At 63.1% G+C, this 17820-nt stretch carries 15 protein-coding genes; 5 read left to right on the top strand and 10 right to left on the bottom strand.

Annotated elements, in window-relative coordinates; genetic code table 11:
• Positions 1-55 precede the first annotated feature (55 nt).
• Genes VJX68_RS18215 through VJX68_RS18205 form a run of 3 tightly spaced genes read left to right on the top strand, consistent with a single transcriptional unit; the run spans position 56 to position 2174 of the window.
• On the top strand, positions 56-814 hold the full coding sequence (locus VJX68_RS18215) for a class I SAM-dependent methyltransferase (protein ID WP_324097152.1): 759 nt from the start codon (positions 56-58) through the stop codon (positions 812-814).
• Complete coding sequence (locus tag VJX68_RS18210; RefSeq protein ID WP_324097151.1) at positions 811-1251, top strand: lipoprotein; 441 nt, start codon at positions 811-813, stop codon at positions 1249-1251. Before VJX68_RS18215 ends, VJX68_RS18210 begins: the two co-directional genes overlap by 4 nt.
• 5 nt (positions 1252-1256) lie before the next feature.
• A complete protein-coding gene (locus VJX68_RS18205; protein ID WP_324097237.1) occupies positions 1257-2174 on the top strand; it encodes a cobalamin-binding protein in 918 nt (305 codons plus the stop codon).
• 10 nt (positions 2175-2184) lie between these two features.
• Here the strand turns inward: VJX68_RS18205 and VJX68_RS18200 are convergent, their stop codons facing one another.
• The 7 genes from VJX68_RS18200 to VJX68_RS18170 form a co-directional block, all read right to left on the bottom strand.
• Complete coding sequence (locus tag VJX68_RS18200) at positions 2185-3099, bottom strand: complex I NDUFA9 subunit family protein (protein WP_324097150.1); 915 nt, start codon at positions 3097-3099, stop codon at positions 2185-2187.
• Positions 3100-3132: 33 nt separating this feature from the next.
• Positions 3133-4515, bottom strand: coding sequence for a dihydropyrimidinase (gene hydA / locus VJX68_RS18195; protein WP_324097149.1), 1383 nt, complete (start codon positions 4513-4515; stop codon positions 3133-3135).
• A gap of 15 nt (positions 4516-4530) precedes the next feature.
• Positions 4531-5526, bottom strand: coding sequence for a metallophosphoesterase (locus tag VJX68_RS18190; protein ID WP_324097148.1), 996 nt, complete (start codon positions 5524-5526; stop codon positions 4531-4533).
• A gap of 13 nt (positions 5527-5539) precedes the next feature.
• Positions 5540-6244 (bottom strand): HAD family hydrolase, encoded by a 705-nt coding sequence (locus tag VJX68_RS18185; RefSeq protein ID WP_324097147.1) that lies wholly within the window; start codon positions 6242-6244, stop codon positions 5540-5542.
• A 72-nt stretch (positions 6245-6316) separates the two neighbouring features.
• On the bottom strand, positions 6317-7135 hold the full coding sequence (locus VJX68_RS18180; RefSeq protein ID WP_324097146.1) for an ABC transporter ATP-binding protein: 819 nt from the start codon (positions 7133-7135) through the stop codon (positions 6317-6319).
• The gene (locus VJX68_RS18175; RefSeq protein WP_324097145.1) at positions 7132-8169 is read right to left on the bottom strand and encodes a FecCD family ABC transporter permease; all 1038 of its coding nucleotides are present in this window, start codon (positions 8167-8169) and stop codon (positions 7132-7134) included. Before VJX68_RS18175 ends, VJX68_RS18180 begins: the two co-directional genes overlap by 4 nt.
• Positions 8166-9035 (bottom strand): ABC transporter substrate-binding protein, encoded by an 870-nt coding sequence (locus VJX68_RS18170; protein WP_324097144.1) that lies wholly within the window; start codon positions 9033-9035, stop codon positions 8166-8168. Before VJX68_RS18170 ends, VJX68_RS18175 begins: the two co-directional genes overlap by 4 nt.
• Before the next feature lie 104 nt (positions 9036-9139).
• Here VJX68_RS18170 and VJX68_RS18165 point away from each other — a divergent pair, with 104 nt between their 5' ends.
• Positions 9140-10963 (top strand): FAD-binding protein, encoded by a 1824-nt coding sequence (locus VJX68_RS18165; RefSeq protein WP_324097143.1) that lies wholly within the window; start codon positions 9140-9142, stop codon positions 10961-10963.
• Between the two features lie 4 nt (positions 10964-10967).
• Here the strand turns inward: VJX68_RS18165 and VJX68_RS18160 are convergent, their stop codons facing one another.
• From VJX68_RS18160 to VJX68_RS18150, 3 genes are all read right to left on the bottom strand, one after another.
• Positions 10968-12041, bottom strand: coding sequence for a class I SAM-dependent methyltransferase (locus tag VJX68_RS18160; RefSeq protein ID WP_324097142.1), 1074 nt, complete (start codon positions 12039-12041; stop codon positions 10968-10970).
• A gap of 55 nt (positions 12042-12096) precedes the next feature.
• Entirely contained in the window at positions 12097-14433 is a 2337-nt protein-coding gene (locus VJX68_RS18155; RefSeq protein WP_324097141.1) for a DNA polymerase domain-containing protein, read from the bottom strand.
• A 67-nt stretch (positions 14434-14500) separates the two neighbouring features.
• The gene (locus VJX68_RS18150) at positions 14501-15520 is read right to left on the bottom strand and encodes a sodium:calcium antiporter (protein ID WP_324097140.1); all 1020 of its coding nucleotides are present in this window, start codon (positions 15518-15520) and stop codon (positions 14501-14503) included.
• 419 nt (positions 15521-15939) lie between these two features.
• Here VJX68_RS18150 and rpoD point away from each other — a divergent pair, with 419 nt between their 5' ends.
• A complete protein-coding gene (gene rpoD, locus VJX68_RS18145; RefSeq protein ID WP_414643500.1) occupies positions 15940-17703 on the top strand; it encodes an RNA polymerase sigma factor RpoD in 1764 nt (587 codons plus the stop codon).
• Positions 17704-17820 lie beyond the last annotated feature (117 nt).

Here is a 17820-nt window from a genome sequence, read left to right as displayed (position 1 = left end):
CGCGCAGGAGGGAGAGCATGCCGCCGGAAATTTCGGAGTCTGAAGTCGCCGCGCAATGGGATCGCAATGCCGATGTCGGGCCGACCAGGTGCGCAAGCGCTGGGACATTTTTCGCGAGCATTGGAACAATCCCGCGTTCCTCGAATTCGCCGGCGACCTGCGCGGCCAGACTGTGCTAGATGCCGGCTGCGGTGAGGGACACAACACGAGGATCTTCGCGCGACGCGGCGCCCGCATGACCGGCATCGATCTCTCCGGCAAAATGATCGCGCTCGCTGTCGCCGACGAAAAACGCGAGCCACTGGGAATCCGCTACGAGCGCGCTTCCTACACCGACCTCGCAAACTTCAGTGCGGATTCTTTCGACGCGGTCATCTCGACAATGGCGCTAATGGACGGTCCCGATTTCCCCGGCGCGATGCGCGAAATCGCGCGCGTGCTGCGTCCGGGCGGGACGCTCGCGTTCAGCATCTTGCATCCATGTTTCGCGACCAAAGGCTTCGGCTGGCTCAGAGATGATTCGGGTCGCGCCATCAAATTCACCGTCGCGGATTACTTCAACGACGAAGCGTGGATCGAGCGCTGGAAATTCGGGCACGCACCAAACGCATCGCAGGTTGAGGAGTTTGGCGTGCCGCGCTTCGATCGCACGCTCGCCGACTACATCAACCCGACGGTCTCTGCTGGTCTCAGGCTCGACGAGATTCGCGAGCCGCGCGCGCCCGAGTCCGCCTGCAAATTGCATCCGGAGGCGTTTCGCAAATTTCGCGATCACGTCCCATTGTTCTTCTACGTTCGCGCGTCGAAGCCGTGAGACTAAGAGTGACTCGCACCCTGACAGGAATCCTGGCGGCGGCTTTTTGCACGATGCTCGCAGGATGCGGCGCGCAGGGCGAAGCGTATCAGCCGAGGGCGGCGCCCGCGTCGCGGAGCGTTATCTACATCTATCGGCCGTACGGGCTTATCAGTTCGCAGGTGAATCCGATGATTGTCTGCGGCCATGAGAGTATAGAATTGGAAACCGCCGGCTTTTACGAGTTCATCGCGGACACGGGCCCGATAACGTGTGCGACCCCGGCCGACGCGACGGCGGAGTTAAAGTTTGACGCGCACGCGGGCGAGAAATACTTCATCAAGGAGGACGTCGCGTCCAGCGGCGTCGCCGGCAGCAACGTGCATTTCAAATTGATGGATGCCGAGGTGGGCGAGGACGAGATAAAGGAATGCAGCCGCCAGGGAATAAGGCAGTGAATCAAATGCCGCGAATCATAACCCTGCTGCCGAGCGCGACAGAGATCGTTTGCGCGCTCGGTTTCGAAGATCGATTGGTCGGCCGCTCGCACGAATGCGACTTCCCGCGCTCTGTAGTGCGCATCCCCGCGTTGACGGAACCGAAGTTCAATCCCGAGGGCACCAGCGCCGAGATCGACCAGCGAGTGAAAAAGATCGTCGGCGACGCGCTCTCGGTCTATCGCGTCCATGCGGCAATGCTGCGCGAACTTCGGCCCGACGTGATCGTCACGCAATCACAGTGCGAAGTGTGCGCGGTCAGCGAGCGTGACGTGGAAGCCGCAGTGGCAGAGTGGCTCGGCGCGCGCCCGAAGATCGTTTCGCTGGCGCCGTACGGCCTCGATGACATCTTTACCGACATGCAGCGGGTGGCGGATGCGCTCGATACTTCGGCACGCGGGACGGAACTCGTCGAGCGGCTGCGCATGCGACTCAGCAAGATTGCGGACCGAGCCCGCGGCGTGTCGGATCGCCCGAGCGTCGCAACGATTGAGTGGATCGATCCGCTGATGGCGGCGGGCAACTGGATGCCGACGCTGGTCGAGATGGCCGGTGGCGTAAATCTTTTCGGCAAAGCGGGCGAGCATTCGCCGTGGATGAAATTCGACGAGCTGGTCGCCAAAGATCCGGACGTGATTTTGATCTCGCCGTGCGGCTTCAACATGGATCGCGCGGCGCAGGATCTGCCCGCGGTGACGAATCGTGCGGAGTGGCACGGGCTCAAGGCGGTGCGCGGCGGGCGCGTCTTCATGGCCGACGGCAATCAGTATTTCAACCGGCCCGGTCCGCGAATCGTGGAGTCGCTGGAGATTCTCGCCGAGATCGCGCACCCGGAGCTGTTCCATTTCGATCACGAAGGCTCCAGCTGGCGGCGACTGCAGTAGCAACGAAGAGCTATTTTTTCGCGAGATAAGCCATCCCGACGCGGGCCGGCGTGAGATTTATTCCGAACTCATCGACCAGCGGTTTGATGTTGCATGCGTTGTCAGCCGTGACGAAGGTGACCGCGTCGCGCGACAGCAATGGCTTGGGCATCTTTTCGAGCAGGCCGCCGACACCGCGCATGATCCCTTCCGGAATATGAAACAGCGGGCGGCGATGTCCGCTCGCGTCCATGATGATCCGCATCATCTCGTCAAACGTCATCAGATCAGGCCCGCCGATTTCGTAAGTTCCATTGCGGCCGCGTCCCGACACTGCGAGCATCACGCAAGCGGCGAGGTCGTCCACCAGCACCGGCTGAACTTTCTGCCGCCCGGTGCCGGGCACTCCGAAGACCGGCGCGAAACGTAGCGCACGGGCGAGACCGTTAACGACTTTGTCCTCCGGCCCGTACACCAGCGACGGGCGAAAGATCGTGTACGCCAGCCCCGACTCGCGGATCGCGCGCTCGGCGCGGCCCTTGGCGCGAAAGCCGGGATGTGCGCTGTTCTCGTCGGCGGCGGCGCCGCTTATGTAGATGAACTGCTCGACGCCTGCTTGCTTCGCGGCTTCGACAAGCGCGACGGCGCCGCCATAGTCGATTCGCTCGAAGGTGAGGCCACGGCGCGGATTTTCGACCGGGTAGCCGTCAAACTGGATCGCATCGACAATCGCGCTAGCGCCCAGGAGCGCGTCCTTCAGCGATGCGGACTGCGCGATGTCTCCGTGGACAAATTCGACGCCGGCCAAATCGAGCTGCGCACGCGCCTTCTCGGGATTTCGCGTGAGCACGTGCACTTTGATTCCGCCAACCGCGACCAAGCGGCGAGCGATCGCGCGACCGATGAATCCCGAGCCGCCCGCGAGCGCGACAATTCTTCCGTCCATTGATTTGATTCTGAGCTTGACTCCGCGGCGAGGCTATTGGTTCCGCCAGCGTGGCGAGAACCGCTCGCGCGCGATGAACTCGCCGCGTCCGGCGGGTGCGTCGACCTTGCGATCGGTAACGATTGGCCTGCCGCGCGAGATTGTCATCTTCGGCCATCCGGTGACTTCGAACCCTTCGAACGGATCGTAGTCGGAGCGCGAGTGCATCTCGCGGCTGTTGATTACGACTCTGCAAGCGGGGTCGAAGACCACCAGGTCGGCGGCGGCGCCCTCGACGATCGCGCCCTTGCGCGGATACATGCCGAAAATTTTCGCGGCGTTGGTCGCCGTCAGATCGACCCATCGCGAAATCGAGAGGCGGCCCTTCGCGACGCCTTCAGAATAGAGCATCGGCACGAGCGTCTCGAGGTTGGACATCCCCGGCGGCATCCGCGTGAAGCGATTGGCGGAAATTTTGCGCTCGAGAGTCCAACTGCAGTGATCGGTCGCGACGACGTCCACGGTGCCGTCCTCGAGCGCGGCCCAAAGCGCGTCGCGATGCTCGGCGCTGCGCAGCGGAGGATAGCCGACGTACTTCGCGCCGTTGGGTTCGAGGAAGCGCTCTTCGGTCAAATACAGATAAATGGGCCGGGTCTCGGCGAGCACGACGCGGCCGCGGGAGCGCGCGCGGCGGATTTCGTCGACAGCCTCGCGGCTCGACAGATGCACGAAGTAGGCGGGCGTGCCGGACAACTCGGTCATCGCGAGCGCGCGCCGGACCGCGGCGGCCTCGGACAACGGCGGGCGGCTGGCCGCGAAGTGCGTCACGTCATGCTTGTCGGCGGCGAGCAGACGCTCGGTGCAAAATCCGATCAGGTGCTCGTCCTCGGCGTGAATCGCAAGCAGGGCACCGCTATCGCCTGCCACTCTGAACGCGCGCATGAAGTCGCGCGCGCGAGCCTCGAAACCTTGCATCATGAAGATCTTGAAACTGGTGACTCCGCGCTCGACGACGCGCGGAATTTCGGCGATCGCCTCGGGCGACGGATCGAGCAGTGCAACGTGAAAGCCGTAATCGATGAGCGCGCGAGCGCGCGCCTTGGCGCTCCATTTTTCGATCGCATCGGCGAGCGAGCCGCCATGCGCCTGGAATGCATAGTCGACGATCGTCGTAACCCCGCCGGCGACCGCGGCCGCGGTGCCCGACTTGAAGTCGTCGATGGTGTGCATCGAGAACATCTCGGCGTCGAGATGTGTATGCGGATCGACGGCGCCGGGAATGAGGAGCATCCCACGGGCGTCGATGGTGCGACGCGCAGATTCGAGCGCGCCTGGCGGCGCGATGTTCACGATCTTTTCCGCGATCACGCCAACATCAGCCGGAGCGACGCCAGAGGGCGTTACTACAGTTGCGCCGACGATCGCGAGATCGAGCATCGCGACGACTCTAGGCTAGACGTGCTTTCGGTGCGGTCGATGAATGAGGGGGCGCGGCGTTCGGCGACGGCGGACGCGCTTCAACGGATGCAGTTTCCGAGTTGAAGCCGGTTTCTCGGCGTGGGTTGCCTCGATCAGAGGCGTCAGCGAGAAGCGCGAGACTTCGGGCGGGCAGTTGATGCGGATCCTCAGCCAAAACGTGCCCAGGCCGCGATTGGTATAGATGTAAAAATCTTCGTAACGGTTGAGGCCCGAGTAAAATTCCTTGCCGATGCGCAGAATCGATTTCAGCGGAGATCCATAAAACGGAATTCGCACGACGCCGCCGTGAGTGTGGCCGGAGAGCATCACGCCCGGCCTCAGATGACGCGTGTACAGGGCGGTATCCGGATTGTGCGCGAGGACGATTGTGCAGTCATCGCGGTTGACGTCGCCGAACGCGCGCGCCGGCTCGGCGCGCCGCGACCACAGATCGTCGATGCCGACGACCATCAGTTGCTCGTTGCGCACGAAGAGCCGGCGACTCTCGTTGGCGAGCACGTCCGCGCCGGCGCGCTTGAGTCCCTCGGTAATCCGCTCGGCCGACGACCAGTGGTCATGATTGCCGAGGATCGCGAACAGGCCGGACCGCGGGCGCAGATGTTTCAGCGTGTCGCGAAAGGCGCCGAGATAACGATGCATCGTGTCTGGGCCGGAAAAATAATCGCCGGTGAGAAAGATGAGGTCCGGATTCTGTTGATTGATCGCTTCGACGGCCAGCGCCAGGCGCTCGAGGTCCTCGTCGCGATCGACGTGGAAGTCGCTTATCTGGCATGCGACGAGTCCGCGCAAAACGCCGGGCAATCCGCGCACCGGCAGGTCAATCTCGGATACTTTGATCTCGTCGATCGTCCGCCGCCACATGCGATGGAGCGGGCGCAGCGCCAGCGGAGGCTTCGCCTTCGCGCGGCCGGCAGCGGCAGCGATCGGCTTGTGCGACGGCAAGTCGTCGATCAGTTCGGCAGTGGGCATCGGATCATCGATACTAGAATACTTCGACCAGGCGGCGAAAGGAGGTTAGTTCGATAATCCGATCGCCGGCTCCATTGATTTCTTCGTGCTCGAGTTCCCAGGTATGCGGATGCGGAATGAAAACCGCGCGCAGGCCGGCGGCGACGGCGGGATTGATGTCCGAGCGCGGACTGTTGCCGATCATAAATGTCAGCGACGGATCGAGGTTGGCGTCGCGCACGAGGCGTCGATACGCGTCGACATCTTTCTCGCGCGGCGTCTCAACGCGATCGAATAGCGGCCCCAGCCCGGAGCGCGCGAGCTTCTGCAACTGTTCGTCGCGCTGGCCCTTGGTGAACATCAGCAGCCGATGACGCTGCGAAAGTTCTTGCAGCGTCGGTTCGACGTCGGGCAGTAGTGCACACTCGCGCTCGAGCAGATGCGCACCGATGCGCTCGATCTCGTCGCGCAAGCCGTCGTGACCGGCAGGCGCGAGTTCATCGGCCGCCTGATGCAGCGCTCTAACGTAAGGACGGCGGCCATAGCCGTGCGTTTTGATCAGAGTGATTTCGGCGCGGCGCACCGCGGCGTGAATCTCAATGCGCGACAGACCGAGGCCCGCGTCGCCGACGGCCGCAGCAAAATCATCGAATGCCTCGAGAAAATGGATATTGGAATCCCAGAGCGTGTCGTCGGCGTCGAAGACGAGATTCAACCACTCAGTCGCGGAAGAGGACATCTATATACAGAGTACCGGCGCGCGCCGAGGCGGGCAATTGCAGGGGTGACCCCTGCACCCAGTGATAAGAAGTTAGGCGCGGGCGGTGGGAAGTGCGGCGGGCAGAACGATCAGCGCGCCCGTCGAGGGATTGCGCCCGACGTACACGTCGGTTTCGTAAACGCGGCGCAGATTCTCCGCCGTCAGAACTTTGGCGGGGGTTCCATACGCGACCTCGGCGCCGTCGGCGAGCAGCAGCACGCGATCGGCATACAGCGCGGCGGCATTGAGATCGTGAAGCGTCGCGACCACGGCCATGCCGCGCTCGGCGCACAGCTCGCGAAAGCGCGCGAAAATTTCGGCGACGTGCTTGAGATCGAGGAACGCGGTCGGCTCGTCGAGCAGCGCAATCTTCGGCTCCTGTGCGAGGGCGCGCGCCAGGAACACGCGCTTGCGCTCGCCGCCGGACAGTTCCTGCACGTGGCGCGCCGCAAGATCGCGCAGATCGAAGCGCTCGAGCGCGGCCAATGCGATCTCCAAATCGTGCGGGCTCTCGAAGCGAAAGGCGCCGAGATGCGGGGCGCGGCCCATCAGTACGATTTCCAGCACCGTGAAGCAGAATGCAACCGCGTTTTCCTGGCCCACCGACGCGACCGTGCGCGCGAACTCGCGCCGCTCGATCGAATCGAGCGGGCGGCCGAATAGTTCGACGCTGCCCGCGCCTGGTTTAATCGAGCCGCCGAGAACCTTGAGCAGCGTGGACTTGCCCGCGCCGTTGGGACCGACGATCGCAAGCATCTCTCCGGCCGCGACCTCGATCGACACGCCATGCAGCACGGGCACGCCGGGATATCCCGCGTGAATCGCACTCGCACGCATAGCGATGACGGTATCGCGCGGCGGCGGCGTCATAGGCAAAGCGGCCTCCGCCCTTCGCGGCGCAGCATGTAGATGAAGAAGGGGCCGCCGCATAGCGCGGTGATCGCGCCGACGGGAATTTCGGCAGGTGCGATTGCGACGCGTGCGACCAGGTCCGCGGCGACCATGAATGCGGCGCCGCCAATCAGCGACGCCGGCAGCAGCAGCCTATGATCGGCGCCGAATCTCAATCGCAAAGTATGCGGAACGATTAATCCAACGAACGAAATGATTCCGCTGACGGAAACCGCGGCGCCGATCATGACCGAGGTCGCGACGAAGATGGTGCGCCGAAGGCGGTCCACGTCGACGCCAAGCTCAGTGGCTGACTCGTCGCCGAGGCTGAGCAGGTTCAAATCGCGAGCGCGATACATCAGGACGGCAAAGCCCGCTAGCCCGAGACCCGCGACCATCGCCGCTTCGCCGTAGGTAGGCGCCTCGAGGCTGCCCATCAGCCAGAACAGAATGCTGTGCGCGAAATAGAAGTTCACGACGCTGTTCACGAGCATTATTGCCGCGCCCCAGAACGAGTTGAAGATGACGCCGACCAGCAGCAACGTGAACGGTTCGAGCTGGCCGTCGACCATCGCGAGCCGGTAAACCGCGACGGTCGAGAGCAGCGCCGCGCCGAATGCGCACAGCGGGACGACGGCCTCGCCACCGCCGAGTTTCGCGGACATCACGAGCGCGAGTATCGCGCCGAGCGCACCGGCGCCGGAGATTCCCAGGATGCCGCCCTCGGCCAACGGATTGCGCACGAGCGCTTGCAGAGCCGTTCCTACCGCGGCCAACATCGCGCCGACGATCACGCCCATCAGGACGCGCGGCAATCGGGCGCCGAAGAAAATCGCGTGATCGGGACTTTCGGGATCGGAAAAAGCGCGCGCGAGGCTGATATGCGCCGTGCCGAACAACATGCCCGCGAGCGCACAAACGATCAGCAGAACCGTGAGCGCGCCGAGAATCGAGAGCAGCCGCGCGCGCGTCAGGTGCGCGGCCGGTGCAGGCTTGCTTGCGGACGCATTCATTTGCCGGCACCGGCGGCGCCGCGATCCCACGCTTCGGGATGAATCTTGCGCGCCATTATCTCGAGCGATTGTCCCACACGCGGACCGGAATGGAGCATGGGATCCTCCGCATAGCCGAAGACTCGATGATCGCGCACCGCGGGAATGGTCGGATATTTCCCCCAAAAATCACTTGACGACGCCGCATCGGAACCCATCGCACCGTCGAGGATGACCTCGGGACGCATCGCGATGATGAACTCCATGCTGAGATGCGGCCACTGCTCGCCGGCGGCCGCGGCGATGTTGTCGGCGCGTGCGATGTGCATGAGCTCGTCGAGGTAAGTGCCGGAGCCAACCGCGACGATCGGCTGATGACCGACGAGCATCAATGCGCGCAGGGGTTTGACGTTCGCGAGGCGATTTTGGACTGCGGCGATCTGATCTTGAATCTGCGCGACGAGGCGGCGCGCTTCATTCTCGCGACTTATTCGCGCACCGACTTTTTCAATGCTGTTTTCGATTTCTTGCAATGAGTCGTCGCTGACCAGCAGCACCGGATAGCCCATCGAATTTAACGCGCGAATCTGGCGCACGTCCGACGACAGTTCAAGCCCGACGACCAAGGTGGGGCGGAGCGCGATGATCGCCTCGAGATTCGGCGTCAGAAAGGAACCGACTCGCGGCAGGTCGCGCACCTGCGGCGGGTAGTCGCAATACTGCGAGACGCCGACCACGTCGGGACCCGCGCCGAGCGCAAACAGCGTCTCGGTCACACTCGGCGCGAGCGACACGATGCGCATAGGTGCGGCCGCGTTCGCCGGCGAGGCGAGCGTCAATGCATACAGGGAGAGCGCGGCGGCGGCCGCGAGTCGATACAAGCCCACCTCGCGAAACTACCCGATCGCACCGGCGCCGGTAAGCGTCCCTCGCGCTTTGTTGCATCCACGCGACGCGCTCAACTAGCCTCGTCGGGACGAGGAATAGCGCTGTGCTCAAGATTGCCGTTTGCATCAAGCAGATTCCGCTGATCGAAGAAGCCAACTTCGATGCGACGACCAAGACGATCAAGCGCGACGGGCCCAACGTGATCAGCGCGTTCGATCTGCGTGCGATCTCGCTCGCCGTCGAGGTGAAAAATCGCCACGGCGCGGAGACTACCGTCGTCACCATGGGACCGCCGCAGGCGCGCGGGGCTCTCGTCAATGCGCTCGCTATGGGGATGGACTACGCGGTGCACTTGGAAGACCGCGCGTTCGCGGGCGCCGATACGCTCGCGACGGCGCGCGCGCTCGCGCTTTGGCTGGCGCGCGGAAACTTCGATCTGATCATGCTCGGCAAGTACTCGCTCGATGCGGAGACGGGGCAGGTCGGCCCCGAGATCGCGGAACTGATCGGCGCCGCGCAGATCACCGGTGCGCGAAAGCTGGAAATCGACGGTCGTATGCTTCGCGCCGAGCGTGAAAACGACGAAGGCTTTGATGAGGTCGAGGCGGAGATGCCCGCGGTCATCACCTGCGCCGAGCGTGTCGCGCAACCGGTCAAGGTCAAGCCGGGCGCTTCCGAGGAGGCGGAGACCAGGCCGATCCAGATTGTGCGCGCCGGGGAGCTCGGCGCCGACGCAAAAGAATTCGGACTCGCTGGTTCTCCGACGTGGGTGCAGGAAGTTCGCGTCGTCGCAACGCCAAAGACCGAATGCAAATTCATCGACGCGGCTGATCCAGAACGCGCCGCGGCCGAGGTCATGTCGGCGCTCGGAGCACTCGGCGCGCTCGAACCCCGCGTGCACGATCGCCGTCCGATCGCAGCGGCGCGGCGAGCGAGCAAGCGCGGTCACGACGTCTGGATCGTGTGCGAAACTGATCTTGAAGGCCGCATTACGCGCGGCACGCTCGAGCTGGTTTCGCGCGGCGACGAACTCGCATCGCGTCTCGGTGGCGCGGTGTTCGCGGTGGGGTTCGACGTCGGCATCGCGCGGCACGCGGGATTGCTCGCGAGTTTCGGCGCCGACCAAGTGCTGACGATCGAGCATCCGGCGCTGAATTCGTACACTCCCGAGGCCGCCGCCGAGGCGGTCGCGAAGGTCGTTTCGATGCACGCTCCGTGGGGAATTTTACTTGGCGCGACCGAGCGCGGGCGCGACTGGGGACCGCGACTCGCCGCCCGGCTGGGCTTGGGACTCACTGGCGACGCGATCGATATTGAGCTCGACGCGGAGAATCGGATGGTCGCGCTCAAGCCAGCCTTCGGCGGCAACATCGTCGCGCCGATTTACTCGAAAACGTTCCCGCAGATGGCGACGGTGCGGCCCGGCGTGCTCGAACTCGCGGCGCCGTCGGAAGCCAAGCAAGCCGAAATTCAAACTGTGCGCGTCGAGGTGAGCGCGCCGAAAAGCCGGTTGATAAAGGCGCACTCGACACTCGATCCCACGATTGTCCCGCTCGAAGGCGCCGAGGTTGTCGTCGGCATCGGCACCGGTGTCGGCGGACCCGAGGGCGTCGCGAGAGTCGCCGCGCTCGCGCGAGTGCTCGGCGCCGCAATGTGCGCGACGCGCCGCGTGACTGATCAAGGATGGGTGCCGCGACAGTTGCAGGTCGGGCTGACCGGCAAATCGATCGATCCGCGCCTCTATATTGCTGTCGGGGTACGCGGGGCGCCCAACCACACCTGCGGTTTCAAGCGCGCGCAGACCGTCGTCGCGATCAACAATGACGCCGACGCTTTGATCTTCGAGCGCGCGAATATCGGGCTGGTCGCCGAATGGCAGAGCATCCTGCCCGCGCTGCAGGACGCATTCCAGCGGCGCCTTGAATGAGCAGCTACGCCCGGATTTCGTAAAGCGCCGAAAACAAATCCTCGATCGGCAGCCGGCGAAAGTGCTTGAACCCCGCCGCCGCGACCAGCTCGCGCGCCTTCGCCTCGCCCATGCACGCGCCGATTCCCGCACCGCCGTGCGCGAGCGACGTCGTCATGCAGTAGAGAGTGCTCATCGAATACATCATGCGGCCCATCGGATTGATGTTGTCTTCGAGCTTCGACGACACGTTCACCTCGACCATCAGGTAAGTGCCGTCGGGCTTGAGCGCGGCGCGAATCGACTTCAGCAGCGCGTCGGGATCGACGGAATCGTGCACGACGTCGAAGGTCGAGATGAAATCGAACTGCGCGGCCGGCAGCTTCGTGCAATCGACGACTTCAAACTTTATTCGGTCCCCCAGACCTGCCGCCTTCGCGTTTGCGCGCGCACGCTCCAATGAGCCAGCATGCGCGTCGAAGCCGAAAACTCTGGCCTTGGGAAATGCGGACGCGATTGCGATCGCCGCGCGCCCGCTGCCACAGCCAACTTCCAGCGACGAGCCGCCTTCCGTCAGCTTCGCGACTACTTGCGGCATCGTCGGCAGCCATTTGCGAACCAATTGATGCCGATACATCGAGGCCGACGAACGCTCCATCGCTTCCCACGTCTCGGGCGGATACTCGCTCTGCGACACGCCGCGCCCGTCCTTGAACGACGCCATCACTTTCGGCGCAATCGACATCTGCGGGACGATCATTTCGATAAAGCCGCCGGCAAAGAACGGAGAGTCGTCGCGCGCCAGCACCATCGCATGCTCAGCCGGCATCGCGTAAGTCTTAGCCGCGACGTCGTAGTTCACGTATCCAGCCGCCGTCATCGCGCTGAGCCATTCGCGCAGATAACGCTCGCTGAGCCCGGTCTTATCCGCGAGCTGCGCGCTCGTGACCGCGCCCGCTTCGGCCAGCGCGCTGAAAATTCCCAGCCGGTCGCCAATATAGCTCAGGGCACCGAGCATCGCGGCGCCGATATCATTGGATACCTGCTTCGAGAATTTCTTGATCTTGTCCCAATCGAGCTGCTGCTTTTCGTCGGCCATCGGTTTCCTCCGCAGACCGGCAGTATCGATCAATCCGGCTTCCGCGGCTAGGCTCTCAGACCTCGGGCTCTGGATTAAGTTCTTCGGTTTTGGCTGGCGGTGCGCCGAACAGCGATAGCTGAGCGGGATTGTCATCTGTTTCCGCGACCGGCACGAACAGGCCGGGTTTCTCGACGAACACCCGAAATTTTTCAAAAAGATCGGCGAGCTTGTACTGGTAGTACTCGACGTTTTCGTCGGGTGCGTCGGGATTGTACTCCAACGCCATCTTCGCGAGCGCGCTGACGCTCGAAGTCGCGCGCCGCCCGGTGACGTAATATGAAATCTGATCGCCGGCGAGGTACGGCCGTTCGGCTTTGAGCGCGAGTTCGTAGGCTGCGGCGAGATTGCGGCTGTTGTCGCCGATCTTGTTGCGGTAGGTATCGAGCGAATCCTGCAGCGTCTCGGTCTTCATCAGTTCGGCGATTCCGATTTCGTGACGCGCGAGCCGCGCGCGATATTCGTCATGCAATTTTGGAATTTCGTCACGGCGATCCTCGAGCAGCAGGCGGAACATCTCTTCCATGAAGCGGCGCTGGAAACGTTCGAGTCCCCGCGAGCGCAGTCCTGAACCGCGAATCGTCATCTTCCCCGCATCGTCGAGCAGCACGTAGTTCTTCATTTTGTACGAGAACATCGCGGCGTAACGGCCGTCGATCTCGAGCCGGATGCCCTCGGGCATGATCGAGCCGACCTGCTCCAGGAGCCGCTCAGCGCCTTTCTCGTCGGCAGCGTCGGGCGGCGGTACGAAATAGATTCCGTCAGTATCGACCTCGATAACCTGTGCGCCGCGGTCCTCGAGTTCCGCCACTGCGCGCTGAATCAAATCGCGTCCGCGCTTCGTCAATGCGTTGGCCTCGCCAAAGTCGTTGAAGTGCCCGAGCGAAAACCCCAGGTAGCCGTAAAACGAATTGATCAGAATCTTGAACGTGAGCTGGAGCGCGTCGGCGTTACGGCGTTCAGTCCCCGTGAGTTCGCGCGCGAGCGCCTTGGCCTGCACCCGGAAGCTGCGCAAATCGCCGAGAAGCTTGAGAAACACGCCGAGGCGATCGGCAGCCGGCGCATGCCGGTATTGCAGCATCAACGACGGATACAGCGACGTCACGTCGCAGTGCAGGACGCCGTGCGCGACCCCGCATCGGCGAACCTCGGTGTAGCCGCCCGCGACCGGCGCCGGCTGCGAGGGTTCGGGAATGGAATGCCCGGCGGCGAGATACGCGCGCATCATGATCGCGTCAATCTTGGTCGCATTCCCGCGCAGCACTGCGCTTTGATAGGAATACGGGAATATCTGCGCCTGCACGAAGTAGCTGGGGGAGAGGGTCTCGGCAAGCGCACGCGTCTCGCGAGCGTCGTCGAGCGCGTACTCGTAGAGCTTCTCGGGCTCGTGCTTGAAGTAGTGGCTGATTTTCGACGCGTCGATATACACGCGATCCTTGCGCGCCAGCCCGAAATGTTGCGCGAGCTGCTTCAGCCCCAGGCTCTCCAGTTCGCGGCTCGAAATGTCGTAGTGCTGCGCGAGGATCCACGTGTCGATGATGTTGCGGCCGGGGATGTCGTAGCGGCGGTAGGCGATCGAACGTTCGGCAATCTGCATGCGCGACGGGCGCGCACGCAGCTCGCCGCCGTCGCGCCCCAGCTTCAACGGCACTCGATGGCGGCGCGCGCGAGCCTCGAGGTATTCAAGATCGAAGCGAAACAGATTGTGACCCTCGACGACGTCGGGATCGCGCTCCTGGACGATGCGCACCATCTCCTCGAGCATCGCACGCTCGTCTATCTCGGTGCCCTTGAGCAGGCGCTCGAAACCGGTCGAATCGGTGAGCGAGATCGCGATGACGCGGTCGCCCTCGCGCGCCGCCGACGGAAACTCAAACCCCGGCGAGATGTAGGTCTCGATGTCGAGCTGGAGTCGGCGCAGCTCGGCGAAATCCATCCCGATGAAAAATGTCGTCCCCGTCAGCATCAGATGCTGCTCGACGGGATCGGCCAGCACGAGATAGGGTGCGTCGGGCGCGTTGGGCGCCTTGCCTGTGCCGTTCCTGAGATGCCGCTTGGCGGCTTCCAGAGCCTCCAGTGAGCCGAAGGTGACGAGGACTTTATAACGGAAATCGCCTTCGAGCGCGCGCGTCTCGTGCGCCACCTTGAAGCCTTCGAGCAACGCGGAATTCTCAACCAGCGCGAACAGCCGAATCGGACGACGCTCGCGCGTCAGCTTGCCCGATAGGCGCTTGTACACGTCGATCTCGTTCTTCGATGCGACCTCGACCGCGACCACGCCCGGATCGGCGGAATCGCCGAACAGCAAGCGGTTGCAGTAAAACTGCGCCGAAATTTCCTGGTAGGTGGTCATCGCGATTCGTGTCTCTCGATTGTGCACCCGCGCCATCGCGTCAGACAACGCGTCCGCGCGAATAGATTCAGAGCACGCCGAGGTAGCCGAGACCAACTAGAAAAGTCGCATACGCCGCTCCGCCGATCATCAGCGTTGGCGTGCCGAGTTCGGAGTCGCGCAAGTTGACGTAAAGAATCACCACCGAGGCGAGCGCGATCGAGCCCGCGAGCAATTCGGGATTCGTCAAATGCCACGGCGAATACGCGAGCCCCAGCGCAACCGGGATGCACGACTGGAAAACCATCGCGCCCGTGATGTTGGCGAGCGCGAGATGGTCTTTGCCCTGCCGAATCCAGACGACCGAGTTGTATTTCTCGGGCAGTTCGGTCGCGAGCGGGCTCAGCATGAGCGAGAGCACGCCCGGATTCAGATGAGCATGCGCCGAGAACAGGATGATCTGATCGACGAACTCGATGGCGCCAACAAGGATCGCGAGCACGCCGACGGTCACTTGCGTGGCGATCGCCCATCCGCGCGGCTCGAGCGGATTCCCGCGCCAGATCGGCTCGAAATATAGTCCGTGCTCGACCACCGCGCCGGCCAAGCGCCGAAGCCGCAGCATCACGACCGTGTAGCTCGCGTACACGATCAGCAGCGCAACTGCGAGGACGTGGCGAAGTGCCGGGCCCAACTCGATTGTGCCCGCGATCACCAGGCATAGAAAAACCGGGAAGAAGAATGCGAGGTCCCGGCGTGCGTCCTCGCGTATCACTCTCAGCGCGATTCGGCCACGACGCTTGCGAAAGGCGAGCGCCGCGATGCCCATAACGAACAGCGCCACCGTGGACAGCATCAGCGGTGCGCCGATAATCGCTCCAAGTCCGACCGCGGTGTGGGCAGCCGCGGAATCGCGGCCGGTCAACAGCGCGACCGCCGGGATGAACGTCTCCGGCAGGGCGGTTCCGACCGCGGCGAGGATGCTGCCGACGGCGGCCTCGGCAATATGCAATCGATGCCCGGCCCATTCGACCCCATTGGTGAAAAGTTCCGAGCCTGCGAGGATTATCGCGAAGCTGAGCGCCAGGATTATCGCGTGTACTGCCAAGATTCTGCTCAAATAGGACCGAAGCGCTGTCGAGGATAGAGAGGCTGGCTCCCGTTTTCCACCGCGCGCTCATCTTACACAGCTTCAGTTTCGGTTTCTGGAAAAAGTTCGGCGCCGATGCAGCCAACCCGGCAAACCGTGCGTATAATATTTGTAATAGCCACCGACGACGGTTGATTTGCGGTGATGCTCCGGGCAAGAACGTGATTCGCCGAATGATCGCGCGGGCGCGCGGCGAGAAATAATTTGACTCTTATGGCAGCGATCTTTAGACTTTATCTTTGGTGTCGCTCACTTCTCGTCTGTATAAATGAGGCTACCTGATTCCGGGCTTGCGGCCGCAGCCACGGCCGCCTTGCGCGCCCATTTTCACGCATCGCATCGGCGGCCAACGTCCGTGCACAACGGAAGCAAAACGAATGAAGCAGAAGTACGAAGGTAAAGACCTACAGGGTCTTGTCGATCTCGGGCGCGAGCAGGGCTACCTGACTTTCGAGCAGGTCAACGACTACCTGCCGCAGGATGTCGCGTCGCCCACAGACCTGCGCGCCGCGCTCGACAGCTTCGAAGATCTCGATATCAAGGTGCTCGAGGAAGTCCCGACCGAAGGCGCCGACGAGGTCGAGGTCGACACCAAGGAAGAGGCCGAGGAGGCGCCCGAGGCCGCGCCGCCGGCGGCGGATTCGCTCGGTGAGTCGTCCGATCCGGTCCGGCTCTATCTCAAGGAGATGGGCAACTTCCAGCTTCTGTCGAGGGAGCAGGAAGTCGAGATCGCAAAGCGCATCGAGGCCGGCGAGAACGAAGTTGAAGAAGAAGTTCTGGGCTCGCCGATCATGCTCGATTTCGTGATTCGGGTGGGCGAGCGCGTTGAAGCAGGAGAAGCCGATCTTCGCGATGTGTTCGAGGATGCGGCCGAGACACCTGACGATCCCGACGAAGAGCGCGGACCCGAAGCCGACGAGCGCCAGCTCAAGAAGCTGAGTCTCGCGACCAGAAAGCTGACCGATCTGCGCACCAAGATCGAAGCAATCGAGGAAGAACTCCGCAACAAGCCCGGGCCGCGCCGCAAGCCCAAGCTCGACAAGAACCTCGCGCGCTACAACGAGCGCGTGAAAAAAGAATTGCGCACGATGGGACTGTCGCGCCGCCTGATGGAAGCCGTGATCGGAGAGATGCGCGACTTTCTGCAGCAGTACCGCGTCGCGCAGCACACGATCGCGAAATACGAGGAAGCGACCGGCCGCTCGCGCACGCATCTGCTCAAGGGAGCCGCCGAAGCCGAAGACCGCCGGCATGTTCTGAAGATCAATGACGTTCGCGAGAACCTGCTCGACATCGCGGCGCGGATTCGCCTAGCACAGAAGACGATCCGCGAAGTCGAAAAAAAGGCGAAGGACGAAGGCGAGGATTACGCGCGCAAGCTCGAGACGATCGCGGCAGGACAGGACAAGAGCCGCCGCGCGAAAAAGGAACTGACCGAGGCCAACCTGCGACTAGTCGTCAGCCTGGCTAAGCGCTACACCAATCGCGGGCTCGGTTTCCTCGACCTGATCCAGGAAGGCAACATCGGCCTGATGCGCGCGGTGGACAAGTTCGAGTATCAGCGCGGCTACAAATTCTCGACCTACGCGACGTGGTGGATTCGACAATCGATGTCGCGCGCGATCGCCGACCAGGGCCGCACCATCCGTATCCCGGTGCACATGGTCGAGACGATCAACAAGCTGCTGCGCGTCACGCGCCTGCTGGTACAGCGGCTCGGCCGCGAGCCCGGGCCCGAGGAAATCGCGGAACAGATGGAGATGCCGCTGGACAAGGTCCAGAAGGTGCTCAAGATCGTCAAGGAACCGATTTCGCTCGAAACCCCAATCGGCGACGAAGAAGAAAGTTCGCTCGGCGATTTTGTCGAGGACGAGCTCGCGCCGTCTCCCGTCGAGGCCGCAATCCAGGGCAACCTTGGCGAGCAGACGCGCAAGGTCCTCGCCACGCTGACACCGCGCGAGGAGCAAATCCTGCGTATGCGCTTCGGCATCGGGCAGAAGACCGACTACACGCTCGAGGAGGTCGGCAAGCAGTTCGCCGTCACCCGCGAGCGTATCCGCCAGATCGAGGCCAAGGCATTGCGCAAGCTGCGCCAGACCGGCAGATCGCGCAACCTCGAGGGCTTCCAGGAACGCGAGTAGCGCCCCAGGCTGTCATCCTGACCGAAGCGAGCAGCGCGAGCGGAGGAAGGATCTCGGACAGCTTCGCGCCAGCGAAGCCGGTACCGGTCTCCGGGGTGAGTCGTCGGGTTGTTGGAA

The sequence above is a fragment of the Binatus sp. (SeqCode) genome (genome assembly GCF_035272065.1).
Lineage (GTDB): Bacteria > Desulfobacterota > Binatia > Binatales > Binataceae > Binatus.
Note: the sequence above shows the minus strand (reverse complement) of the source record. Positions and strands in the feature narration are given on the sequence as shown.

Excerpts from the sequence above, each read along its gene's own strand:
- VJX68_RS18215 (WP_324097152.1), top strand. The coding sequence starts at position 56 with ATGGGATCGCAATGCCGATGTCGGGCCGACCAGGTGCGCAAGCGCTGG.
- VJX68_RS18205 (WP_324097237.1), top strand. The coding sequence starts at position 1,257 with ATGCCGCGAATCATAACCCTGCTGCCGAGCGCGACAGAGATCGTTTGC.
- VJX68_RS18200 (WP_324097150.1), bottom strand. The coding sequence starts at position 3,099 with ATGGACGGAAGAATTGTCGCGCTCGCGGGCGGCTCGGGATTCATCGGT.
- hydA (WP_324097149.1), bottom strand. The coding sequence starts at position 4,515 with ATGCTCGATCTCGCGATCGTCGGCGCAACTGTAGTAACGCCCTCTGGC.
- VJX68_RS18190 (WP_324097148.1), bottom strand. The coding sequence starts at position 5,526 with ATGCCCACTGCCGAACTGATCGACGACTTGCCGTCGCACAAGCCGATC.
- VJX68_RS18185 (WP_324097147.1), bottom strand. The coding sequence starts at position 6,244 with ATGTCCTCTTCCGCGACTGAGTGGTTGAATCTCGTCTTCGACGCCGAC.
- VJX68_RS18180 (WP_324097146.1), bottom strand. The coding sequence starts at position 7,135 with ATGACGCCGCCGCCGCGCGATACCGTCATCGCTATGCGTGCGAGTGCG.
- VJX68_RS18175 (WP_324097145.1), bottom strand. The coding sequence starts at position 8,169 with ATGAATGCGTCCGCAAGCAAGCCTGCACCGGCCGCGCACCTGACGCGC.
- VJX68_RS18160 (WP_324097142.1), bottom strand. The coding sequence starts at position 12,041 with ATGGCCGACGAAAAGCAGCAGCTCGATTGGGACAAGATCAAGAAATTC.
- VJX68_RS18155 (WP_324097141.1), bottom strand. The coding sequence starts at position 14,433 with ATGACCACCTACCAGGAAATTTCGGCGCAGTTTTACTGCAACCGCTTG.
- rpoD (WP_414643500.1), top strand. The coding sequence starts at position 15,940 with ATGAAGCAGAAGTACGAAGGTAAAGACCTACAGGGTCTTGTCGATCTC.